A 23,059-nucleotide genomic window follows, 5' to 3' on the forward strand; every position below is an offset into this window, starting at 1 on the left:
AGACGCACATGTCCGACCCTCGCCCGCAGTTTCCGAGAGGCACCATCCTCGGCTACCCGCGCATCGGCCGCCGCCGCGAGCTGAAGCGCGCCGTGGAGGCGCACTGGTCCGGAGCCACGGACGTCCAGACGCTCGAGCGCGCCGCGGCCGAGCTGCGCCGCGCGACGCGCGAGCGTCTGGCCGCCCTCGGCCTCGGCCGCGACGACTCGTCGATCCCGGAGTCGTTCTCGTTCTACGACCAGGTGCACGACGCCGCCGTCGCGGTCGGCGCGCTGCCCGAGCGCTTCGGCGCGCGGCGCGGTGACGACGGCCGGATCGGCCTCGACGCCTATTTCGCGGCCGCCCGCGGCGCGGGCGACGATGCGCCGCTCGAGATGACGAAGTGGTTCGACACCAACTACCACTACCTCGTCCCCGAGATCGGCCCCGAGACCGCGTTCGCGATGTCGTGCGACCGCTTCGCCCGCCAGGTGGCGGAGGCCAGGGCCGACGGCTTCACCGTCCGGCCGGTGCTGGTCGGTCCCGTCACGCTGCTCGCCCTTTCGAAGGCGACGGATGCCGCGCCCGCCGGCTTCGACCCGCTCAGCCGCCTGGACGACCTGCTGCCGGTATACGTCGAGCTGCTCGAGGGACTGCGGGCAGCGGGCGCGGAGTGGGTCCAGCTGGACGAGCCCGCCCTCGTGAGCGAGAGCCTTCCGGCGACCACGGCGCAGCTGGCGGATGCCGCCGCCAGGGCGTACGAGGTGCTCGGCGCCGCCACAGGCCGCCCGTCGCTCCTCGTCGCCGCCCCGTACGCGCAGTTGTCCGATGCGGCGTGGGCGGCGCTGGGCGCGGCGCCGATCGAGGCGATCGCGGTCGACCTCACGCGCGGTGGCGTCCCGGCCGCGGTGGGCGGCCTCGCCGGCAAGACGCTCGTGGGCGGCGTGGTCGACGGCCGCAACGTGTGGCGCGGCGACCTGGAGGCGGCGTGGGGCCGTCTGTCGGACCTCGCGGCGCTCGGCGCCGGTTCTGTCGCCGCCGCCACGTCGACCTCTCTGCAGCACGTGCCGCACGACGTCGACGACGAGTCCGCGCTCGATCCGCGTCTGGCGTCGTGGCTCGCGTTCGCCGACCAGAAGGTGGGGCAGGTCGTGACGCTCGCGACCGGTCTGGCGGAGGGACGCGCGGCGATCGAGGACGCGCTGATGGAGGCATCCGTCGCCCTCGCCGCCCGGCGATCATCGCCCGGCGTGCGCGACGGTGCCGTGCGGGCGCGCACGGCCGGCCTGGTCGATGCCGACTTCGACCGCGGCGCGTACGGCACGCGCGTCGAGGCCCAGGACGCGCAGCTGGCCCTGCCGCTGCTGCCCACGACGACGATCGGCTCGTTCCCGCAGACGGACGAGATCCGGCGTGCGCGTGCGCGGCACGGCCGCGGCGAGCTGGGCGCCGCGGAGTACGAGCGGTTCCTCCGCGACGAGATCGCGCGCGTCGTGACCCTGCAGGAGGATCTCGGGCTGGACGTCCTCGTCCACGGCGAAGCCGAGCGCAACGACATGGTGCAGTACTTCGCCGAGCACCTCGACGGATTCGCCGTCACCGAGAACGGCTGGGTGCAGTCCTACGGCTCGCGCGCGACCCGGCCGTCGATCCTGTGGGGTGACGTGTCGCGTCCGGCGCCGATCACGGTGGCGTGGTCGACGTTCGCCCAGTCGCTCACCGACAAGCCGATGAAGGGCATGCTGACCGGGCCGGTGACGATCCTCGCCTGGTCGTTCGTCCGCGACGACCAGCCGCTCTCCGAGACCGCGAACCAGGTCGCCCTCGCGCTGCGCGACGAGATCGCGGACCTCGAGGACGCGGGCATCCGGGTGATCCAGGTCGACGAGCCGGCGCTGCGAGAGCTGCTCCCGCTGGCGGTGGCCGACCAGCCGGCGTACCTCGCGTGGTCGGTGGCGTCCTTCCGCCTCGCCACAGCCGGCGCGGCACCCGCGACGCAGGTGCACACGCACCTGTGCTACTCGGAGTTCGACGTCGTGATCGATGCGATCGCGGCACTGGACGCCGACGTCACCTCCATCGAGGCCGCCCGCAGCCGCGGCGAGGTGATCGGCGACATCGCGTCGTCGGGCTTCGCGGCCGGCATCGGGCCGGGCGTGTACGACATCCACTCGCCGCGCGTGCCGTCCGTCGACGAGATCTCGGAGCTCCTCGACCGCGCGGTCGCCGAGCTCCCGCTGCGCCGCGTGTGGGTGAACCCGGACTGCGGCCTCAAGACGCGGGGGTACGGCGAGACGGTGACGTCGCTGCGGAACCTCGTCGAGGCGACGCGGGCGGCGCGGACGCGCGTTCCGGCCTAGCGGCGCTTCTTGGTCCCGGATGCCGCGGCCCCGCCGGTCGCGGCATCCGGCGTCTCCACCACCACGGTGTCGGCATCCGCGTCGATCACGAGGGTGTCCGCCTCGGAGTCGAGGACGAGGGTGTCGCCGTCGGTGACGCCCGCCGGCCCCGCGCCGTCGGCGGGGGGCACCGCGACCACGTCGGCCGCGGCCGCCGCCTCGGCGTCCTCCGGCCGGCGCTGCAGCAGTTCGGTGACCCACCACACCAGGAGCCAGACGATCAGGACCAGGAAGACCTCTCCGACCGACAACGGCCGCAGGAGCATCAGCCACAGCACCGCGAGGACGCCGAGGACCACCCGGACGAGCACGCGCTGTGCGAAGAGCCACGAGCCGACGCGGCCGGTGTCCACGCCCCGCCGGAGCGCGGCGATCCGGATCCCGGCGTTCATCGACGCCACCCCGTGGCGTGCCGCCTGTGCGCCGCGCCAGCGCCCCGACATCCAGGCGATCACCGCGATCACCAGGCCGAGGAGCGTCAGCACCACCGCGGTGTCGCGCATGGCGCCGGTGATCTGCTCGTACATCGAGGCGAGCGCGCCGGCCGGCACGCCGAGGTTCGGTCCGCTCAGCGCGAGCACGGCGCCGCCGGCGCCCAGGGCGATCGCGAGCGCGGCCGCGCCGACCGCGATGCCGACGCCTGTTCCCAGGACCGCCGTGGAGCGCCGCCGGGCGATGGCGATCCCCGCGACGAAGAGGACGAGGGCCAGCAGCGGCGTCCACCACCCCGCGGCCACCGCGAGGTTGTAGACCGTGCCGACGACCGTGAGGGCGTCGCTCTGGGCCACCACGATCGTCCTGTCGATCTCGGGGATCTGCTCGGCGATCCCGATGCCGCGGTCGACGAGGCGGTCCTTGACCTCCGCGATGATCGGGCCCAGCTGGATGCCGATCTCCCCCTCGCCGGTGATCACCACGGCGCCGCCGGCCGTACCTCCCGCCGCGACGGCCTGCAGCGAGCGGTGACTGGCTCGCAGAGCCGTCTCCCACACGTCGGCGAAGGCCTCCGACTGCACGAGGCGCGTGACGGTCGTGTCGACGAGGTTCTGCACCCCCTGCGCGGCGGGGGAGCGCAGCAGATCGAGGGCGGCGAGGGCGCGCGGCGGCAGATCGAGCTGCTGGATGCCGTCGAAGAGATCGTTCACGACCGCCTCGAGGTTCAGCGACTCGTCGATCGCCGCGGTGACCTCCTGCACGATGAGCGCCTGAACCTGCGGGTCGTCGGCCAGCGGTGCGAACGTCTCGACGAAGCGCGTCTCGTCGACCAGCTCGACGCGTGCCCACGCGGCGACGATCGACACCGGCACCAGGATCGTGGCGATGACGATGCACAGCGCCGAGAAGAAGGCGCGCCAGCGGCTGCCGGGCGGCTCGGTCGACGTCCTGGCGCCCTGCGCGGAATCACCGCGGAGTCGGGCGTTCTCCGCCTCGAGCGCCTCGAGGCGCGCGCGGAGGTCGGCGGCGTCGGCGATGCCGGTCGTGTCGGTCATCCCCCCCTTATAGCGCGCCGCGCCGCTGCCCCGCCAGGACCTTCGTCACGCGTTTCGGGTGAAAGCCGCTCAGACCGCGCGCAGCACCGCCACGACCTTGCCGAGCACCGTCGCCTCGTCGCCCAGGATCGGCTCGAACGCGGAGTTGCGGGGGAGCAGCCATGTGTGGCCGTCGCGCTGCCGGAAGGTCTTGACCGTGGCCTCGCCGTCGAGCATCGCCGCGACGATCTCGCCGTTGTCGGCGGTGGCCTGCGCGCGCACGACGACCCAGTCCCCGTCGCAGATCGCGGCGTCGATCATCGACTCGCCCGAGACCTTGAGCATGAAGAGGTCCCCCTTGCCGACGAGCTGGCGGGGCAGCGGGAAGATCTCCTCCACCTGCTGCTCGGCGGTGATGGGCACGCCGGCGGCGATCCGCCCGACGAGGGGCACCAGGGCGGCGTCGCCCAGCGAGGGCGCGGCGTCGGCCGGGCTCTCGGTCGCCGACCCGGGGAGGTCGATGAGCACCTCCATCGCCCGCGTCTTGCCGGCGTCGCGGCGGAGGTAGCCGCTGAGCTCGAGCTGGTTGAGCTGGTGGGTCACGCTCGACAGCGACTTCAGGCCGACGGCGTCGCCGATCTCGCGCATGCTCGGCGGGTACCCGTGGCGCGCGATGGAGCGCTGGATCACCTCGAGGATCGCGAGCTGCTTGTCGCTGAGGCTCTTGCGCCGACGAGTCTGGGGCTTGTCGCGCCCGGCCGCGTCGCTCATCTTCCGGCTCCCGTCCTGCGCCCGCGAGCGCTGCTTCTTCGAATGTCGGAGGCCCGTGGTGGGGTTCTCGTATCGAAACCGTATCCGCATACCGGGGGTACGGGGAACAACCCGTCCGCGTGTCGCGTTCGATCATTCGGCACTCGGGCCGAGTCTTGACACCGTCGAGAGTCGAAGATAGCTTCGGAAGAGAGGTTCGCACTCCCCGCTCCCGGCCGAGCGGGGAATGCGAATCTCTCCCCATCACGAGGAGACACCATGACCGCGATCGCTTACACGACGTCCGTTCCCTCGCCGGCGCGCGCGACGCGTCTGCGACTCACGGTGCGGGGCCGCCGCGTCCTGGCCACGCTGGCGGCGATGCCCGCGGTGATCGCGCTCAGCGCCGCGGTCATCGGCGGCGGGGCGGCTCTCGCCACCCGCGACGCCGGTGCGCCGGCGGGGTCGTTCAGCACCGTCACCGTCTCGCACGGCGACTCGCTGTGGACGATCGCGGAGGACGTCGCGCCCGGGCACGACCCCCGCGACGTGGTCGACGCCATCGTCCGCCTGAACGCACTCGACGGCGTCACCGTCCAGGCCGGGCAGAGCCTGGCGATCCCGGCGGAGTACGGCTCGGCGGAGTAGGGCCCGGCCGAACCGCGCCGCCGACGTCATCCGAGGCGGGAGCGTGTCGCGCGGCTCTACCATGGGAGGGGTGAGTGCACGTCTCGAAGACCTCCCTTTACGCGCCGATCTCCGCGGGCAGACGCCCTACGGCGCTCCGCAGGCACCGCTTCCCGTCGCCCTGAACGTCAACGAGAACACGCATCCGGTTCCGCAGGGGGTCGCGGACGACATCCTCGACTCCATCGCCCTCGCCCTGCGCGATGTGAACCGGTATCCCGACCGCGAGTTCACCGCCCTGCGCGAGGGCTTCGCCGACTACCTCGGACACGGGCTCACCCGCGAGCAGATCTGGGCCGCGAACGGGTCCAACGAAGTGCTCCAGCACATCCTGCAGGCCTTCGCCGGACCCGGCCGTACGGCGTTCGGCTTCGGGCCCACCTACTCCATGTACCCGCTCCTGACGCGGGGGACCGGGGCAGATTGGATCGCCGGGACGCGGTCCTCCGACTACTCGATCGAGGCTGCGGACGCGGCCGCGCAGGTCGCCCACGTGTCGCCGGCTGTCGTCTTCCTGTGCTCGCCGAACAACCCCACGGGCACGCCCCTGGGCCTCGACGTCGTCGAGGCGGTCTACGACGCGACCGACGGCATCGTCATCGTGGACGAGGCGTACTTCGAGTTCGCGCCCCACGACGAGCGCTCGGCGCTGACGCTGCTGCCCGGTCGCGAGCGGCTCGTGGTGTCGCGCACGATGAGCAAGGCGTTCGCCTTCGCGGGTGCCCGCGTGGGGTATCTCGCGGCCGACCCGGCGCTGATCGACGCGCTCCGGCTGGTGCGGCTCCCGTACCACCTCAGCGCCTTGACGCAGGCGGCGGCCACGGCGGCCCTGCGTCACGCCCCGACGATGCTGCGCATGGTGGATGAGATCGTGGGGCAGCGCGACCGCATCTCGGCGACCGTCGAGGCCCTCGGCTACACGCCGCACGAGTCGTGGACGAACTTCGTGCTGTTCGGCGGGGTGCCCGATCCGGGCGCGACCTGGAGCGCGCTGTACGACGAGGGCGTGCTCATCCGCGATGTCGGCATCCCGAATCACCTCCGCGTCACCGCCGGGACCGAGGAGGAGACGACCGCGTTCCTGGACGCACTGGCCTCGGTAGGATCGACGTCATGAGCGCCGCATCCCGCACCGCCTCGCTGCGGCGGGCCACGAGCGAGTCCACGGTCGAGCTCGAGCTCGATCTCGACGGCACCGGCCGCAGCCGCATCGACACCACGGTGCCCTTCTTCGACCACATGCTGACCGCGTTCGCGAAGCACTCGCTCACCGATCTCACCGTCCGCGCCTCCGGCGACACCGACATCGACGCGCACCACACGGTGGAGGACATCTCGATCGTGCTCGGACAGGCGATCCGCGAGGCGCTCGGCGACAAGTCCGGCATCTCGCGCTACGGCGACGCGCTGGTCCCGCTCGACGAGGCGCTCGCGCAGGCGGTCGTCGACATCAGCGGCCGCCCCTACCTCGTGCACACCGGTGAGCCGGCCGGTTTCGAGCACCACCTCATCGGCGGCCACTTCACCGGCTCGCTCGTGCGCCACACGTTCGAGGCGATCTCGTACAACGCCGCCCTGACCGTGCACGTGCGCGTGCTGTCCGGGCGTGACCCGCACCACATCGCGGAGGCCGAGTACAAGGCGTTCGCGCGGGCGTTCCGGCAGGCCAAGGCGCTGGACCCCCTCATCGAGGGCGTCCCGAGCACGAAGGGCGCGCTGTGAGCGCAGCGGCGTCCGCCGACCGCGAGAGGCCGCTCGTCGCCGTCCTGGACTACGGGTCGGGCAACGTGCACTCGGCGGTCAAGGCGCTCGTCGCGGCCGGCGCCGACGCCCGGCTCACCTCCGACCGCGGCCTCGTGATGGACGCCGACGGGCTCTTCGTCCCGGGCGTCGGGGCCTTCCGCGCCGTCGTGGATGCGCTGCGCGCCAGCCGCGGCGACGAGCTCATCGAGCGCCGCCTCGCGGGCGGGCGTCCGGTCATCGGCGTCTGCGTCGGCATGCAGATCTTCTTCGAGCGCGGCGTGGAGCGCGGCATCGACACCGAGGGCATGGGGCAGTGGCCGGGCGTCGTGACCGAGCTCGACGCGCCGGTGCTTCCGCACATGGGCTGGAACACCGTGCAGCCCGGCGAGGGCTCCCGGCTGTTCCGAGGGATCGAGCAGGAGCGGTTCTACTTCGTCCACTCGTTCGGTGCGCAGAAGTGGCTGCTCGATGTGCAGCCGCCGTTCCCCGAGCCGGTGCTGACCTGGTGCGAGTACGGCACGCCGTTCCTCGCCGCCGTCGAGAACGGACCCCTCTCGGCGACGCAGTTCCACCCCGAGAAGTCGGGGGAGGCGGGCATCCGCCTGCTCTCGAATTGGATCGAGGGGCTCGGCGGGGATAACCTCTGAGACCGTGCCAACTCCGGGAGCGTCTGCTCCCGACCTTCCCGCACGAGGAGCCATGAACGATTTCGCGTCCACACCCGAGCTCGTCCTTCTGCCCGCCGTCGACGTCGCCGACGGCAAGGCCGTCCGTCTGACCCAGGGCGAGGCAGGCACCGAGACGAGCTACGGCGATCCGGTCGACGCCGCGCTCGACTTCGCCCGCCAGGGCGCCCAATGGATCCACCTGGTCGACCTCGACGCCGCATTCGGCCGCGGAAGCAACGCCGGCGTGCTGCGCAAGGTCATCAAGCAGGCCCGCGGCGTGCAGGTCGAGCTGTCGGGCGGGATCCGCGACGACCGCACGCTCGAGGCCGCCCTCGAGAGCGGCGCCGCCCGCATCAACCTCGGAACCGCCGCACTGGAGAATCCCGAGTGGGCGGCGGACGTCATCGGCCGGTACGGCGACGTCATCGCCGTCGGACTCGACGTGCGCGGGACGACGCTGGCGGCGCGCGGCTGGACGCGCGACGGCGGCGACCTGTGGACGGTCCTCGATCGCCTCGAGGCGGCCGGCTGCAGCCGCTACGTCGTCACCGACGTCACGAAGGACGGCACGCTCAAGGGCCCGAACCTCGACCTGCTGCGCGAGCTCACCTCGCGCACGCCGAAGCCGATCGTCGCCTCGGGTGGCGTGTCGAGCCTCGACGACATCGTTGCCCTCCGCGAGCTCGTGCCGCTGGGCGTCGAGGGCGCGATCGTGGGCAAGGCGCTGTACGCCGGTGCCTTCACGCTCGCCGAGGCGCTGGATGTCGCCGGACACTGACCCGCCGTCCGGCGGTGCGCCCCACGGCCACGGCCACCACGGCGACCCCGCCGCCGACTCGGCGGGCGTCCCGTGGGAGGGACGCGCCTTCCACTCCAACCCGCACGCCTCCGACGACGGATCCGCCGATCCGGCGCTTCTGGCCGCGCTGACGGCGTTCCGCGCCGGCACCGGCACGCAGGCGCAGGTCGTCGACGCGTACCGTCGCGCGCGGCTGCTCATCCCGCTCATCGCGGAGAAGGGCGACCACGGCGTCGGCGCGCACGGCCTCGAGGTCGACAAGACCCAGGAACTGTCGATCGTCACGGTCGCGGCGCCGGACGGTCGCCGGGTGCTCCCGGTGTTCACGTCGGTGGACACCATGAGGCGGTGGGATGCCTCCGCCCGGCCGGTCCCCGTCGCGGGCGTGCGCACGGCTCTGGCCGCCGCCGCCGACGACACCGACCTCATCGTGATCGACCCGGCGTCGGAGACCGAGTTCGTCATCCGGCGCCCCGCGGTCTGGGCTGTCGGCCAGGGACAGCCGTGGGAGCCCAGCTTCCTGTCGCCCGAGGTCGTCGCGGGACTGCACGCCAGCATCGGCGGCGAGCTCTCGGTCATCGACCTCGTCGTCGACGCGGGCGACCCGGACGCCCGGCTGCGGGGCCCCGAGCTCATCGTCAAGCTCCAGCTCATGGACGGCCTCGAGAAGCCCGAGCTCGACGCCGTGCTCGCGCGCCTGGCCAAGCGCTGGGCGGCCGACGACCGGATCGCGGTGCTCGTCGACTCGCTGACGGTCAAGCTCGTCCGCTCCTGAGCGCCGGCCCGTCGCGCCGGCGCCCCGCCGGGCGCGGAGTGCGCGGTGCCCTTGCGAGCCCGGAGTGCTCGGTGGAGGATCGGCACGGCAAGGGGGTCGCATGGACGACGCGTCGACGACGGAGCAGTACCGGCGGGCGCTCGAGGCCGCGCACCGCGAAGCGCTGCGCTGGCTGGATTCGCTGCCGGATCGGCCCATCCGTCCCGAGGCCGACGCGGACGCCATCCTCGCCCGCCTGGAGCGGACGCTGCCTGAGACGGGAGCGTCGCCGACGGCGGTCGTCCAGGAGCTGGCGGAGGCCGCCGAACCCGGTCTGATCGCACTCGGGTCCCCGCGATTCTTCGGGCTGGTGATCGGGGGGACGTACCCGGCCGCACTGGCTGCGGATTGGCTCGCCTCGGCGTGGGACCAGAACAACGGCGCGCGTCAGCTGACGCCCGCGACCGCCGCCGTCGAGGAGGTCGCCGCGGCCTGGCTGCTCGAGCTCCTCGGTCTTCCGGCCGGCAGCGGCGTCGGATTCGTCACCGGTGGCACCATGGCGAACTTCGCGTGCCTCGTCGCGGCACGCGACGAGGTGGTGCGCCGGGCCGGCGGCGATCCCGCCGCGGGCCTCCAGCGCGCTCCCGAGGTCCGGTTCCTCGCCGGCGGCGCCGTCCACACATCGATGGTGCTGGCCGGGCGCCTCGCAGGCCTGGGCGCGCCACGGACGGTCGGCGCGGACGACCAGGGACGCATCGACGTCGCCGGCCTGGAGCGTGCTCTCGCCGAGGCGACCGGCCCCGCCGTGGTCGCACTCCAGGCGGGAGACGTGCATTCCGGCGACTTCGACGACTTCGTGGGGGCTGTCGAGGTCGCCCATCGTGCCGGGGCCTGGGTGCACGTGGACGGGGCGTTCGGGCTCTGGGCGGCGGTGAGCCCCCGACTGCAGCACCTCGTTCGCGGGATGGCCGATGCGGACTCCTGGGCGACCGACGCCCACAAGACTCTCAACGTGCCCTATGACTGCGGCGTCGCGATCGTCGCCGACGAGGCGGCCATGACGGCTGCCCTCGGCGCGCACGCGCCGTACCTGCCGGCCGTGACGGGCGTCTCCGACCCGTACGACCGCGTGCCCGAGTTCTCCCGCCGCGCCCGCGGAGTCTCGGTGTGGGCGGCGCTGCGCGCCCTCGGCCGACGGGGAGTGGTGGGGCTGGTGGACGGACTGGCGGATGCCGCGGCCGCCCTGGCCGATGGGTTCCGCACCGTCGCAGGTCTCGAGGTGCTCAACGACGTCGTCTTCACGCAGGTCTGCCTCGCGGCGGGCGACGACGCGCAGACGGCAGCGCTGGGAGAGTGGCTGCGCGCGGAGGGGACCGCCTGGGCCTCGTCGTCCACGTGGCGAGGGCGCACCGTCCTGCGCTTCGCGGTCAGCAACCACGGCACCGACGCGGACGCCGTGCGCCGCACCGTCGACGCCGTGCGCAGGGGCGCCGCGGCTCTCGCCATCGGGGGGTGACCCCGGGTGGGGCCGCTCCGGGCCGGGTCAGGTGACCGGGCCGGTCCACTTCTCGCCGGGACCCTTGCCGATCGGGTCCGGGATCACGGATGCCTCGCGGAAGGCCAGCTGCACCGAGCGCAGGCCGTCGCGGAGCGACCGGGCGTGCATGTCGCTGATCTCGGGGGCGCCCGCGGTGATGAGCCCGGCGAGTGCGTTGATGAGCTTGCGGGCTTCGTCGAGGTCGGTCTGGGTGGCGGGGTCGTCGGCGAGCCCGACCTTGACGGCGGCGGCGCTCATCAGGTGCACGGCAGCGGTGGTGATGACCTCGACGGCCGGCACGTCGGCGATGTCGCGGGTGGCCGCGGAGGCTGCCCGCTCCTGCTCCTCCCACCGCGCCTGGCGCTCGGCGTCCACCGCCGCCGCGTTCGCCGATGGGTCGTCCTGGTCTCGAATCGTGTCCACGCCGTTCTCTCTGATAGACTGCTGCGGTCTCCGGTGCGTTCTGCATCGGATCGGAAAGTGGATCACATCCCACCCGCGCTTGCCGTTCCAGGCTACCGGGTCACGCACTCCGCCCCGACCGTCCTGCGGCCGGGGTAGCCGCGGCGGATACGGCGCGGAAGGCTCCGTCACCGGGGCAGGGTGCAGAAGTCGGCGCTGAAGCGTCCTGACGGGTGGAGTGGCTCTCGTTCCGCCCGCGGCACGGCAGTGTGTCGCGGAGGTCCAACCCTCTTACCCAAGGAGTTCCGCATCAGCGATCCCCGCACCAACGACCGCATCCGGGTGCCCGAGGTACGCCTCGTCGGCCCGAACGGAGAGCAGGTCGGCGTCGTCCGCATCGAGGTGGCGCTGCGCCTGGCTCAGGAGGCCGACCTCGATCTCGTCGAGGTGGCCCCCAACTCGAAGCCGCCCGTGGTCAAGATCATGGACTACGGCAAGTTCAAGTACGAGGCCGCGCAGAAGGCCAAGGAAGCGCGTCGCAATCAGGCGAACACCGTCCTCAAGGAGGTCCGGTTCCGTCTGAAGATCGAGGCTCACGACTACATCACCAAGCTCAAGCGCGCCGAGGGCTTCCTCCAGTCCGGCGACAAGGTCAAGGCGATGATCCTGTTCCGTGGTCGCGAGCAGTCGCGTCCCGAGCAGGGTGTGCGTCTGCTCCGCAAGTTCGCGGAGGACGTCGCGGAGTTCGGCACTGTCGAATCGAACCCCACGATCGACGGCCGCAACATGGTGATGGTCATCGCGCCGCACAAGAACAAGTCCGAGGTGAAGACCGAGCAGAACGCCCAGCGTGCTGCCAACAAGGAGGCCGCCCGGTCCGCCCGCAACGGCGGTGCACCGGACTCCGACGCCGCGGACGCGGAGTCGCCGGCCCCGCAGGCCGAGGCGACCGCCGCCGAATAGGCCCCACGAACTCCCGCACCGCGGGATACCGACTCCCGCCTGGGCGGGAAGTGAAACGAAGGAAGAAGAGATGCCGAAGCAGAAGACCCACTCGGGCGCCAAGAAGCGCTTCAAGGTCACGGGCAGCGGGAAGCTCATGAAGCAGCAGGCGAACCTTCGCCACAACTTCGAGGGCAAGCCCACGCGCCGCACCCGCCGCCTGTCGCAGGAGCAGGTGCTCGCCCCGGGCGACGCCAAGGTCGCGAAGAAGCTCCTCGGCCGCTGACGCGCGCCGACGCAAGTTAGGAACATCAAGAAATGGCTAGAGTCAAGCGGGCCGTCAACGCCCACAAGAAGCGTCGCGTCATCCTCGAGCGCGCCTCCGGTTACCGGGGCCAGCGGTCGCGCCTGTACCGCAAGGCGAAGGAGCAGGTCACCCACTCGCTCGTCTACGCGTACCGCGACCGTCGCAAGCGCAAGGGCGACTTCCGCCGTCTGTGGATCCAGCGCATCAACGCCGCTGCCCGCCAGAACGGCATCACGTACAACCGCTTCATCCAGGGCCTCGGCCTCGCGGGTGTGCAGGTCGACCGTCGCATGCTCGCCGAGCTCGCGGTGAACGAGCCCAAGACCTTCGCGTCGCTCGTCCAGACCGCCAAGGGCGCGCTGCCCGAGAACGTCAACGCTCCCAAGAGCGCCTGACCGACGGCATCCGTCTGACGAAAGGAGCGTCCTCCTCACGGAGGGCGCTCCTTTCGCGTGCCCGGACGGCTCCGTGCGTACCGGGGAGCGCAGACCGCGACCCTAGACTGATGCCGTGCTCGAGAACCCCCGCTCGCCGCGCGTCCGCGCCGTCGCGAAGCTGACCAAGAGGAGCGCCCGCCAGGAGACCGGGCTGTTCCTGCTCGAAGGACCGCAGGCCGCGCGGGAGGCGCTGGCGTATCGACCGGACACCCTCGTCGAGATCTTCGCCACCCCCACCGCCTTCGAGAAGCACGCCGATGTGCGCGACGCTGCCGAAGCGGCCGGGCTCGAGGTCGTGTACACCACCGAGGCGGTGCTCGACGCGATGGCCGACACCGTGACGCCGCAGGGGATCGTCGCGGTCGCACGGCAGTCGCCGACGTCGGTCAGGGAGGTCTTCGCGGCCTCGCCCCGCCTCGTCGCCATCTGCGAGGAGGTGCGCGACCCGGGCAACCTGGGCACCATCATCCGCGCGGCCGACGCCGCCGGCGCGGACGCGGTCGTGCTGACCGGGCGCACCGTCGACCCGTACAACCCCAAGGTGGTGCGCGCCACGACCGGCTCCCTCTTCCACGTCCCCGTCGCGGTCGGGGTCGATCTGGCATCCGCCGTCGAGAAGGCCCGCGCCGCGGGCGTGCGCGTGATCGCCGCGGACGTCGGCGGCGGTGACTTCCTCGCCTCCCGCGACCTGCTCGCCGAGCCCACCGCGTGGCTCTTCGGCAACGAGGCCAGGGGACTGGACGAGGAGGCGCTCGCCCTCGCCGACCTCTCGCTGCGCCTGCCGATCTTCGGTGCGGCGGAATCGCTGAACCTCGCCACCGCCGCGAGCGTGTGCCTCTACGAGACCGCTTTCGCGCAGCGCGCGGCACGCTGACGCCCCGCCGGATTCCGGTGCTGTTACGGAACGGTAAAGGCACGGCGTACCTCTGGCCGAGTGTCGTCGCGCACCCCTAGGGTGAAGGGCATGGCGACACCTGACGCACCGGCAGCGGCGCCGCGCACTTCGAACATCAACGTCCGTCGCGGCGAGCCGCTCGTGGTCATCGACCACGTCGACAAGCACTTCGGCGAGCTGCACGTCCTGAAAGACATCAACACGGTGGTCAACCGCGGTGAGGTCGTGGTCGTGATCGGTCCTTCGGGGTCGGGCAAGTCGACGCTGTGCCGCGCGATCAACCGCCTCGAGACGATCGACTCGGGCAGGATCACCATCGACGGCGTGCCCCTTCCCGAAGAGGGCAAGGGGCTGGCGAAGCTGCGCGCCGACGTGGGCATGGTCTTCCAGTCCTTCAACCTCTTCGCGCACAAGACGGTCCTCGAGAACGTGACGCTCGGTCCGATCCGCGTCCGCGGCATGAAGAAGAAGGACGCCGACGAGAAGGCCATGCAGCTTCTCGACCGCGTGGGCGTGGCCAACCAGGCCAAGAAGATGCCCAACCAGCTCTCGGGCGGTCAGCAGCAGCGCGTGGCCATCGCGCGCTCCCTCGCGATGAATCCCAAGCTGATCCTCATGGACGAGCCGACGAGCGCGCTCGACCCCGAGATGATCAACGAGGTCCTCGATGTCATGGTGGGTCTCGCGCAGGAGGGGATGACGATGATCGTGGTCACCCACGAGATGGGCTTCGCCCGCAAGGCTGCCGACCGCGTGCTCTTCATGGACGGCGGCGTGATCGTCGAGGAGGCAACGCCCGACCAGTTCTTCACCAACCCGCAGAGCGAGAGGGCCAAGGACTTCCTGTCCAAGATCCTCGAGCACTGATTCCGCTCGGCCGCCTGCCGCGGTCGGGAACCCAGAGGACCGTCACGAACGGTCCCGCACAGCAAAGGACGAAGACATGAAGCGAATGCGACTTCCGCTGATCGCGCTGGCAGCCGCCGGCGCGCTCGCACTGTCGGCGTGCGCCTCCGGCGGAACGCCGGCCGGCGAAGACACCGCGGCCCCCGAGCCCGAAGAGGTCACCTTCGAAGAGGGCACCACGATGGCCGAGCTCAACGAGGCGGGCTCGATCACGATCGGCACCAAGTTCGACCAGCCGCTGTTCGGTCTCATGGGACCCTCGGGCGTGCCGGAGGGCTTCGACGTCGAGATCGGGAAGATCATCGCCTCCGAGCTCGGCATCGCCGAGGAGGACATCGAGTGGAAGGAGGCCGTGTCGGCCAACCGTGAGCCGTTCATCCAGAACGGCGAGGTCGACATCGTCATCGCCACCTACACGATCAACGACAAGCGCAAGGAGGTCGTCTCCTTCGCCGGCCCGTACTACATGGCGGGTCAGTCGATCCTGGTGCTCGCCGACAACGAGGACATCGAGAGCGAAGACGACCTCGTCGGCCAGCCGGTGTGCTCGGTGACCGGCTCCACCCCGGCGGCCAAGCTCGCCGAGATCGGCGCCGAGCCGGTGCTGACCGACACCTACTCGAACTGCCTCGAGCCGCTGCGCAACGGGCAGGTCGTCGCGGTGTCGACCGACAACGTGATCCTCGCCGGTCTCGCCGCCCAGAACGAGGGCGAGTTCAAGGTCGTCGGAGAGCCCTTCACCGAGGAGCCGTACGGCATCGGCCTCGAGCTGGAGGACACCGAGTTCCGCATGTGGATCAACGACGTGCTGGAGGAGGCGTACGAGGACGGCCGCTACGAGGAGGCGTGGAACTCGACCGCTGGGACGGTCCTGCCGTTCGTCGAGCCGCCGACCCCCGACCGCTACTGATCGACGACGGATGCCTCGGGCCGGCCGCACGCGTCGGCCCGGGGCATCCGCCTCCGCCATCCCGTTCCCGAAAAGAGGCGCATGGAGCAGCTCTGGTCGCTGATGCCGACCTTCCTCGAAGGCTTCCGCGTGACGCTGATCCTGCTCGCGGTGTCGGGCGTGTTCGCGCTCGTGCTCGGCACGCTCATCGCCGCGATGCGGATCTCGCCGGTTGCCGCGCTGCGCGTCTTCGCGGCGTTCTGGACCGAGATCGCGCGCAACACCCCGCTGACGCTCGTCTTCATCTTCACGGCGTTCGTGCTGCCCATGCTGGGCGCGCGCATGCCGTACCTGATCCTCGCCTTCATCGCCCTCACGTACTACACCTCGCCGTTCGTCGCCGAGGCGCTGCGGTCCGGGATCAACGGCGTCCCGGTGGGGCAGGCCGAGGCCGCCCGCAGCATCGGCCTCGGGTTCGGCCAGACGGTGTCGCTGGTCGTGCTGCCGCAGGCGTTCCGCATGACGATCCCGCCCCTCATCAACGTCTTCATCGCCCTCACCAAGAACACGTCGGTCGCCGGCGGGTTCTTCGTGGTGGAGCTGTTCGCGACGACGCGACAGCTGGCCAACGACAACGGGAACATCGTGATCCAGATCCTCCTGACGGCGGCGGTGCTGTACCTCGTGGTGACGGTCCCGCTCGGCTTCGCCGCCGGGCAGCTCGAGAAGCGGTGGGTGGTGCGGCGATGAGCGGCTCGAGCGTCCTCTTCGATGCGCCCGGACCGCGGGCGCGCAGGCTGTCGCTGATCCTGTCGATCGTCGCGGCGGTGCTGATCATCGCCGGCGCGACGTGGGTCATCATGACGCTGGCCGCGCCGCGGACCTCAGGCGGCATCACGCTGCCCGGCATGTTCGACCCCAGCCGCTGGGACATCTTCCTCGACCCCGAGGTGTGGGCATCGATCGGCCGCGGCGTGGTGGCGACCCTCCAGGCGGCCGCCGTCGCGGCGGTCGGGGCGATCGCGCTCGGCATCGTGCTGTCGCTGCTGCGCAGCTCGCTGATCCCGTGGGTGCGCATCCCGACGGCGTGGGTGATCGAGTTCTTCCGCGGGATGCCCGTCCTGCTGATGATGCTGTTCATCCTGCTGGTGGCGTCGACCGGCGCCTTCTGGGCCGTCGTGATCGCGCTGATCCTCTACAACGGCACGCTGATCGGCGAGATCCTCCGCGCGGGCCTCGCCGCCCTGCCCAAGGGGCAGCGCGAGGCCGCGCTGAGCGTGGGCATGCGCGAGTTCCAGTCCAAGATGCTGGTGGAGTTCCCGCAGGCGTTCCGGCAGATGCTGCCGATCATCGTCGCCCAGCTGGTCGTCCTGCTGAAGGACACCTCGCTCGGCTACATCGTCGGCTACAACGAGATCATCCGGAACAACATCAACAACCTGGGCAGCTTCTACGGCAACCGGTACCTCTTCTCGCTGTTCGTCGTGACCCTGGCGATCTACCTCGTGATCAACCTCGCGCTGTCGTGGTTCGCCCGGTGGCTGGCCCGCCGCACCGCGAGCGGTGGGACCCGCCGTGGCAAGGCTGTCGATCCGCTGAACCCGGCGGCCGTGCTCGAGGCTGAGGCGCGCGCCGATGAGGCGGAGCGGACGGCCGCAGGCAAGGGGCTGGGCAGGAACGACGGCACTGCCGTCTGAGGGCGAGCGGACAGGCGCCGGCAGGGACTGCGGTTGCGAACCGGCAGCGCTGACGCGCGCAGGGTGACGATCCACCGTCGGTAGACTCGTCTCTCGTGTCTGACGTTCCCGAGATTTCGCCTGAGGCGGTGAACGCCGCCGTCGATGAGGCTCTCGCCGCCATCTCCGCCGCGGCCGACACCGCCGCGCTGAAGGCCGCACGATCCGCGCACTCCGCAGAGGGCTCGCCGCTGGCGAAGCTCAACGCGCGGCTGCGGGACGTGCCGAACGACAAGAAGGCCGAGTTCGGCAAGCTCGTCGGTCAGGCCCGCGGCCGGGTGAACCAGGCGCTCGCCGCGCGCGAGCAGGAGCTCGCCGCCGCCGAGACCGCCGCGCGACTCGAGGCCGAGCGCGTCGACATCACGGCGCTGCCGTCGCGGGCGCGCGTCGGGGCGCGGCATCCGATCTCGCTGCTGCAGGAGGAGATCGCCGACATCTTCGTGGGCATGGGCTGGGAGATCGCGGAGGGGCCCGAGCTCGAGCACGAGTGGTTCAACTTCGACGCGCTCAACTTCGACGTCGACCACCCCGCGCGCCAGATGCAGGACACGTTCTTCGTCGACCCCGTCGAGCGCCACCTCGTGATGCGCACGCACACCAGCCCCGTCCAGGTGCGCTCCATGCTCGAGCGCGATCTGCCGCTGTACGCGCTGTGCCCCGGCCGCGTGTACCGCACCGACGAGTTCGACGCGACGCACCTGCCCGTCTTCACCCAGTTCGAGGGCATCGTCGTCGACAAGGGCATCACCATGGCGCACCTCAAGGGCACCCTCGACCACGCCGCCCGCGTGCTGTTCGGGCCCGAGGCGAAGACGCGCTTCCGTGCCAACTACTTCCCGTTCACAGAGCCGTCGGCCGAGCTCGACCTGTGGCACCCGACCTTCAAGGGCGGCGCCCGATGGATCGAGTGGGGCGGCTGCGGGATGATCAACCCGAACGTGCTGCGCGCGGCGGGGATCGACCCCGAGGAGTACTCGGGCTTCGCGTTCGGCATGGGGATCGAGCGGACGCTCATGTTCCGCAGCGACGTCCAGGACATGCGCGACATGGCCGAGGGCGATGTCCGCTTCAGCGAGCAGTTCGGAATGGTGGTCTGATGCGCGTCCCGCTTTCGTGGCTGCGTGAGTTCGTCGACGTCCCGGGGGATGCCTCGCCCGAGGACGTCCTCGCGGCGCTCGTGCGCGTCGGGTTCGAAGAGGAGGACATCCACCGCTTCGAGCTGCAGGGGCCGATCGTCGTCGGCGAGGTGCTCGACTTCGTCGAGGAGCCGCAGTCCAACGGCAAGACCATCCGCTGGTGCCAGGTCCGCGTCGCGCCCGACGGCGAGACCGCGGCCGACGGCGGCGACGCCGTCCACGGCGTCGTGTGCGGTGCCCGCAACTTCTTCGCCGGCGACAAGGTCGTGGTGACGCTCCCCGGAGCCGTGCTGCCAGGCCCGTTCCCGATCGCCGCGCGCAAGACGTACGGCCATGTCTCGGACGGCATGATCGCCTCCGCGCGTGAGCTCGGCCTCGGCGAGGAGCACAGCGGCATCCTCCGTCTGGTCGAGCTCGGGATCGACGCGCCGGTCGGCACCGACGCGATCTCGCTGCTCGGACTGGACGACGTCGCCGTCGACATCAATGTGACGCCCGACCGCGGCTACGCGCTGTCGATTCGCGGCGTGGCGCGCGAGTACTCGCACTCGACCGGCGCGGCGTTCCGCGACCCGGCCGAGCGTCCGTGGGACGAGCTGGCCCCCGGGTCCGGCTTCCCGATCGCCGTCGACGACACCGCACCGATCCGTGGACGCGCCGGGGCCTCCGAGTTCGTCGCCCGCGTGGTCCGCGACGTCGATCCCACCAAGCCGACGCCCGCGTGGATGATCGCACGCCTGTCGCTGGCCGGGATCCGCTCGCTCGGCATCCTCATCGACATCACCAACTACGTCATGCTCGAGCTCGGGCAGCCGATCCACGGCTACGACCTCGACAAGCTGCAGGGCGGCATCACCGTGCGCCGGGCGCAGCCGGGGGAGAAGCTCGAGACGCTCGACGGCAAGGTGCGCACCCTCGATCCCGAGGACCTCCTCATCACCGACGAGTCCGGGCCGATCGGCCTCGCCGGCGTCATGGGCGGCGGGGCGACGGAGATGAGCGACACGACGCGCAACGTGCTCATCGAGGCCGCGATCTTCGACACCGTGTCGATCGCGCGCACGGCGCGCCGCCACAAGCTGCCCAGCGAGGCCTCGCGCCGCTTCGAGCGCGGCGTCGACCCGCTCGTGCCGTTCGTCGCCGCCCGCCGCGTGGCCGAGCTGATGGTGGAGTACGCCGGCGGCACGAGCGACGAGGAGCACGGCGGAGCCCTGTTCGCCGAGGTGTCCGTGCCCGCCATCGAGCTTCCGCCGCTGTTCGTCCAGCACCTCATCGGCGTCGACTACACCGACGGCCAGATCGAGGCCGCGCTGCGGCTCATCGGCTGCGAGGTCGTGCCCAACGAGGACGACGCCGCCGGGTGGCAGGTCATCCCGCCGTCGTGGCGCCCCGATCTCAGCGACAAGTGGACGCTCGCGGAGGAGGTCGCCCGCATCGAGGGGTACGACCGCATCCCCTCGGTGCTGCCGCTGCCGCCCTCGGGCCGCGGTCTCACGAGCGCCCAGCAGGGCCGTCGCCGCGTCGCCAACGCGCTGGCCGCCGCCGGCTTCACCGAGACGCCGTCGTTCGGCTTCACCACCGAGGAGCAGAACGACCTCCACGGCTCGCCGTCGGGGGCGCACCTCCCGAGCGTCAAGCTCGCCAACCCGCTCGACGGCCAGGCGCCGTTCCTGCGGCGTTCGCTGATCCCGGGCCTGCTGCAGGTCGCGCACCGCAACGTCTCGCGCGGTCTCACCGACCTCGCGCTCTTCGAGACGGGCGCCGTCTTCCTCCCGCAGCCGGGGGTGCAGTACGGCACGACGCACGTCCCCCCGCTCGCGGTGCGACCGGATGCCGCGACCCTGGCCGAGCTCGACGCGTCGATCCCGCCGCAGCACCGCCACGTCGCCGTGCTGCTGACGGGCAGCGTCGTGCCCAAGCAGCCCGGGATCGCCGCGGTCGCGGCCGAGCTCGCGGACGCGCTGGACGCCGTCCGCACGATCGCCGCCGCGGCGGGCGTCGCCATCGACGTCGCGCAGGCGGAGCGCGCAGCGCTGCACCCCGGGCGCACCGGCGTCCTTTCGGTCGCCGGCACCGAGGTGGGCTACGTCGGCGAGCTGCTGCCGGCGGTGGCGGAGGCATCCGATCTCTCCAGTCGTGTGATCGTCGCCGAGCTCGACCTCGACCTCGTGCTGTCGCTGGCGGGGGAGAAGGTCGTCGCGGCGTCGCTGTCGGGCTTCCCCGCGGCGACGCAGGACGTCTCGCTCCTCGTCGGCGCCGACGTGCCGGCCGCCGACGTACGCTCGGCGCTCACCGAGGGCGCGGGGGAGCTGCTGGAGTCGCTGCGCCTCATCGACGACTACCGGGGCCAGGGCGTGCCCGAGGGTGAGAAGAGCCTCACGTTCTCGCTGCGCTTCCGTGCCCCCGATCGAACGCTGACGGCCGCCGAGGCGACGGAGGCGAAGCTCGCCGGCGTCGCGCTGGCGACCGAGCGGTTCGGCGCGACCCTGCGGGAATAGCCACTGCGGCCGTCGCTGATGGCTCTCACCGTTCCCGGCTGAGGACACCTCCGCCCGCCGCGGCGATCACGGACGCGAGGCGCTGAATCGCCTCGACGACGGCCTCGTCGTCGATGTCGCCGAAACCCAGGACGAGGGCCGGCGGGAGGTCGCGTCGGTGACGGGTGAATGCCGCGAGGCCGGTGACGCGGAGGGAGGCGTCCGCGGCAGCGGCGACGACCTCGTCTTCCGGGACGCCAGGCGGAAGCCGCAGCACACCGTGGAATCCGGCCACCAGACCCGTCATCGTCAGCCCGGGAGAGACCCGGGCGAGCGTCTGGAGGACGATGGCGCGGCGCGCAGCGTACACGCCACGCATGGTTCGCACGTGCTTGTCATGGCGGCCCGACTCCAGCAGTGCCGCGAACGCGAGCTGGTCGATCACCGGGCCGCCGCGGTCTGCCGCGATCCTTCGCGTGGCGAGATCGTCGACCAGCTCGCCGGGCACCGCCATCCACGCGATCCTCACGCCGGGCGCATGGGCCTTGCTCGCCGACCCGACGAGGATGACGCGGTCGGGCGCGAGGCCTTGGAGAGCGCCGAGGGGCTGTCGGTCGTAGCGGAACTCCGAGTCGTAGTCGTCCTCGATGATCCAGGCAGCGCTGCGCGTGGCCCACTCCACGAGCTCCAGGCGCCGCGACGCCGACAGCACGACGCCGGTGGGGGACTGGTGCGCCGGTGTGACGAGCACCGCGTGAGCGCCCGACTCGTGAAGCAGTTCGGTGCGGAGGCCGTGCGCGTCCAACGGGAGCGGCGCGAGCTCGATCCCGGCGGCGCGGACCGCGTCGTCGACGGCCCGATCGCCCGGATCCTCCACCGCCAGCACCCGGACCCCGCGCGCGGCGAGCACCGGCAGCAGGAGGGCGAGACCCTGCGCGAACCCCTGGCAGAGGACGACGTGGTCGGCGTCGGTCGCCGCCGCGCGGACGCGTCGCAGGTGGCCGGCCACCGCCTCGCGCGCCGTCGGGTGGCCGCGGCCGTCGCCGTAGTCGAGGTCGTGCGACCCCGCGCTGCGCACCGCGCGCGCGTACGCCCACGCCCAGTCGCCGGCCGGGAACCGGCGGAGATCGGGGACCCCTGGCCGCAGATCCGCACCGCGCGGAGCCGCCGCGGGCCGCGGCTGCGCCCTGCCGCGCGGTGGTACGGCACGCGAGGAGACACGGGTGCGACCGCCCGCACGCGCGACGAGATAGCCCTCGGCGCCGAGCTGTTCGTAGACGTGCACGACGGTGCCCCGGGCGACGCCCAGCTCTGCCGCCAGCTCACGCGTGGCGGGCAGCGCATCACCGTCGCCGAGCACGTCTTGCCGGATCGCGTCGCGCAGTGCCGCCTGCAGCCGCTCGCCGGGCCGGGGGCCGGCCGGGAGAGCCAGGACCAGCGCGAGGTCCGAAGTGGTCCAATCCTGTGCCATGCGACTGGACCATACCAGTGGGCCACTCGCGTCCTACGCTCAGAACGCCGGGGAATCCGGCGACGTCCGGAAGGAGCGGCTGATGGGTTCGACTGTCCTCTACGTCACGGTCTCCGTCGACGGGTACGCGGCCGCACCACGCGACGACCTCTCACGGTTGCATCGCTGGCTCGACGACGCCGGACCCCAGGGCGGGGACGACGTCGCGCGGGAGCTGGTCGAACGATTCCGCCGGGCGGGCGCCATCATCTTCGGCCGACGCACCTGGGACGCCGGCCAGGAACCATGGGGCGACGATGACGTCTTCTCGAGCCCGGTCTTCGTGGTGACTCACGAAGCTCGAGCGCCCGAAGCCAGGAACGGCACGCTCTTCACCTACGTCTCGGGAGAGCCGTCGAGCATCCTCGAGCAGGCGACCGCCGTCGCCGGCGACGCCGAGGTGGTGATCATGGGAAGCCCGCACACGGCGCAGCAGTTCCTCCGCGCAGGCCTCGTGGACGCGCTGCTCCTGCACATCGTGCCGGTGCTGGTGGGTGGCGGGATCCCCCTGTTCGCCGACCTGACGGCATCCCGTGAGCTGGAGCTTCTCTCCTGGCGTCGCGCGCGCGACGTGTTCGCCGTGGAGTATGCGGTACTCCCCGCCGATGAGCGACGGGCCCTGGCCACCTCGTGAGCG

The 23,059-nt window shown here is 71.7% G+C and carries 23 protein-coding genes; 19 read left to right on the plus strand and 4 right to left on the minus strand.

What is annotated here, in order from left to right; translation table 11 throughout:
* Positions 1-8 precede the first annotated feature (8 nt).
* Positions 9-2,339: a 5-methyltetrahydropteroyltriglutamate--homocysteine S-methyltransferase gene (gene metE, locus ACFRAL_RS16185; RefSeq protein WP_378884851.1), complete on the plus strand. Its 2,331-nt coding sequence runs from the start codon at positions 9-11 to the stop codon at positions 2,337-2,339.
* Here the strand turns inward: metE and ACFRAL_RS16190 are convergent.
* Both ACFRAL_RS16190 and lexA read right to left on the minus strand, forming a co-directional pair.
* Positions 2,336-3,868 carry a hypothetical protein gene (locus tag ACFRAL_RS16190; protein ID WP_378884853.1) on the minus strand — a complete coding sequence of 511 codons (1,533 nt, stop codon included), beginning with the start codon at positions 3,866-3,868 and terminating at the stop codon, positions 2,336-2,338. The two genes, metE and ACFRAL_RS16190, sit on opposite strands and share 4 nt — an antisense overlap.
* A gap of 69 nt (positions 3,869-3,937) precedes the next feature.
* The gene (gene lexA / locus ACFRAL_RS16195) at positions 3,938-4,618 is read right to left on the minus strand and encodes a transcriptional repressor LexA (protein ID WP_336399019.1); all 681 of its coding nucleotides are present in this window, start codon (positions 4,616-4,618) and stop codon (positions 3,938-3,940) included.
* Between the two features lie 258 nt (positions 4,619-4,876).
* Here lexA and ACFRAL_RS16200 point away from each other — a divergent pair, with 258 nt between their 5' ends.
* The 7 genes from ACFRAL_RS16200 (at position 4,877) to ACFRAL_RS16230 (ending at position 10,764) form a co-directional block, all read left to right on the plus strand.
* Positions 4,877-5,245 carry a LysM peptidoglycan-binding domain-containing protein gene (locus ACFRAL_RS16200; RefSeq protein WP_378884856.1) on the plus strand — a complete coding sequence of 123 codons (369 nt, stop codon included), beginning with the start codon at positions 4,877-4,879 and terminating at the stop codon, positions 5,243-5,245.
* A 61-nt stretch (positions 5,246-5,306) separates the two neighbouring features.
* Entirely contained in the window at positions 5,307-6,401 is a 1,095-nt protein-coding gene (locus ACFRAL_RS16205; protein WP_378884859.1) for a histidinol-phosphate transaminase, read from the plus strand.
* Positions 6,398-7,006 carry an imidazoleglycerol-phosphate dehydratase HisB gene (gene hisB / locus ACFRAL_RS16210; protein ID WP_336399016.1) on the plus strand — a complete coding sequence of 203 codons (609 nt, stop codon included), beginning with the start codon at positions 6,398-6,400 and terminating at the stop codon, positions 7,004-7,006. The genes ACFRAL_RS16205 and hisB overlap by 4 nt, the downstream gene beginning before the upstream one ends.
* Positions 7,003-7,674, plus strand: coding sequence for an imidazole glycerol phosphate synthase subunit HisH (gene hisH / locus ACFRAL_RS16215; RefSeq protein ID WP_336399015.1), 672 nt, complete (start codon positions 7,003-7,005; stop codon positions 7,672-7,674). Before hisB ends, hisH begins: the two co-directional genes overlap by 4 nt.
* Before the next feature lie 52 nt (positions 7,675-7,726).
* Entirely contained in the window at positions 7,727-8,473 is a 747-nt protein-coding gene (gene priA / locus ACFRAL_RS16220; protein ID WP_336399014.1) for a bifunctional 1-(5-phosphoribosyl)-5-((5-phosphoribosylamino)methylideneamino)imidazole-4-carboxamide isomerase/phosphoribosylanthranilate isomerase PriA, read from the plus strand.
* Positions 8,457-9,269 (plus strand): SseB family protein, encoded by an 813-nt coding sequence (locus tag ACFRAL_RS16225; protein ID WP_378884863.1) that lies wholly within the window; start codon positions 8,457-8,459, stop codon positions 9,267-9,269. The genes priA and ACFRAL_RS16225 overlap by 17 nt, the downstream gene beginning before the upstream one ends.
* A gap of 100 nt (positions 9,270-9,369) precedes the next feature.
* Positions 9,370-10,764 carry a pyridoxal-dependent decarboxylase gene (locus tag ACFRAL_RS16230; RefSeq protein WP_336399012.1) on the plus strand — a complete coding sequence of 465 codons (1,395 nt, stop codon included), beginning with the start codon at positions 9,370-9,372 and terminating at the stop codon, positions 10,762-10,764.
* 27 nt (positions 10,765-10,791) lie between these two features.
* On the opposite strand, the gene ACFRAL_RS16235 is transcribed toward ACFRAL_RS16230, so the two are convergent.
* On the minus strand, positions 10,792-11,208 hold the full coding sequence (locus ACFRAL_RS16235; protein WP_194398005.1) for a DUF1844 domain-containing protein: 417 nt from the start codon (positions 11,206-11,208) through the stop codon (positions 10,792-10,794).
* A gap of 321 nt (positions 11,209-11,529) precedes the next feature.
* On the opposite strand from ACFRAL_RS16235, the gene infC reads away from it, so the two are divergent.
* From infC to pheT, 10 genes are all read left to right on the plus strand, one after another.
* Positions 11,530-12,150 (plus strand): translation initiation factor IF-3, encoded by a 621-nt coding sequence (gene infC, locus ACFRAL_RS16240; protein WP_378884867.1) that lies wholly within the window; start codon positions 11,530-11,532, stop codon positions 12,148-12,150.
* A 70-nt stretch (positions 12,151-12,220) separates the two neighbouring features.
* Positions 12,221-12,415: a 50S ribosomal protein L35 gene (gene rpmI, locus ACFRAL_RS16245; protein WP_159844935.1), complete on the plus strand. Its 195-nt coding sequence runs from the start codon at positions 12,221-12,223 to the stop codon at positions 12,413-12,415.
* Positions 12,416-12,447: 32 nt separating this feature from the next.
* Positions 12,448-12,831, plus strand: coding sequence for a 50S ribosomal protein L20 (rplT, locus tag ACFRAL_RS16250; RefSeq protein ID WP_192636104.1), 384 nt, complete (start codon positions 12,448-12,450; stop codon positions 12,829-12,831).
* A gap of 115 nt (positions 12,832-12,946) precedes the next feature.
* Positions 12,947-13,747, plus strand: a complete 801-nt coding sequence (locus ACFRAL_RS16255; protein WP_378884871.1) for a TrmH family RNA methyltransferase — start codon at positions 12,947-12,949, stop codon at positions 13,745-13,747.
* A 90-nt stretch (positions 13,748-13,837) separates the two neighbouring features.
* Positions 13,838-14,635 (plus strand): amino acid ABC transporter ATP-binding protein, encoded by a 798-nt coding sequence (locus ACFRAL_RS16260; RefSeq protein ID WP_336399010.1) that lies wholly within the window; start codon positions 13,838-13,840, stop codon positions 14,633-14,635.
* Positions 14,636-14,711: 76 nt separating this feature from the next.
* On the plus strand, positions 14,712-15,584 hold the full coding sequence (locus ACFRAL_RS16265) for a glutamate ABC transporter substrate-binding protein (RefSeq protein ID WP_336399009.1): 873 nt from the start codon (positions 14,712-14,714) through the stop codon (positions 15,582-15,584).
* Between the two features lie 81 nt (positions 15,585-15,665).
* Entirely contained in the window at positions 15,666-16,313 is a 648-nt protein-coding gene (locus tag ACFRAL_RS16270) for an amino acid ABC transporter permease (protein ID WP_336399008.1), read from the plus strand.
* A complete protein-coding gene (locus ACFRAL_RS16275; protein WP_378884874.1) occupies positions 16,310-17,260 on the plus strand; it encodes an amino acid ABC transporter permease in 951 nt (316 codons plus the stop codon). Before ACFRAL_RS16270 ends, ACFRAL_RS16275 begins: the two co-directional genes overlap by 4 nt.
* A 95-nt stretch (positions 17,261-17,355) precedes the next feature.
* The gene (gene pheS, locus ACFRAL_RS16280) at positions 17,356-18,396 is read left to right on the plus strand and encodes a phenylalanine--tRNA ligase subunit alpha (RefSeq protein ID WP_336399006.1); all 1,041 of its coding nucleotides are present in this window, start codon (positions 17,356-17,358) and stop codon (positions 18,394-18,396) included.
* Positions 18,396-20,933, plus strand: a complete 2,538-nt coding sequence (gene pheT / locus ACFRAL_RS16285) for a phenylalanine--tRNA ligase subunit beta (protein ID WP_378884878.1) — start codon at positions 18,396-18,398, stop codon at positions 20,931-20,933. The genes pheS and pheT overlap by 1 nt, the downstream gene beginning before the upstream one ends.
* A 25-nt stretch (positions 20,934-20,958) precedes the next feature.
* Here pheT and ACFRAL_RS16290 read toward each other — a convergent pair whose 3' ends face one another.
* Entirely contained in the window at positions 20,959-22,383 is a 1,425-nt protein-coding gene (locus ACFRAL_RS16290; protein ID WP_378884880.1) for a PLP-dependent aminotransferase family protein, read from the minus strand.
* A gap of 82 nt (positions 22,384-22,465) precedes the next feature.
* Here ACFRAL_RS16290 and ACFRAL_RS16295 point away from each other — a divergent pair, with 82 nt between their 5' ends.
* A complete protein-coding gene (locus ACFRAL_RS16295; RefSeq protein ID WP_378884883.1) occupies positions 22,466-23,056 on the plus strand; it encodes a dihydrofolate reductase family protein in 591 nt (196 codons plus the stop codon).
* The last annotated feature ends 3 nt before the right edge of the window (positions 23,057-23,059 follow it).

The organism is Microbacterium sp. NPDC056736 (assembly GCF_042790415.1).
Classification (GTDB): Bacteria; Actinomycetota; Actinomycetes; order Actinomycetales; family Microbacteriaceae; genus Microbacterium.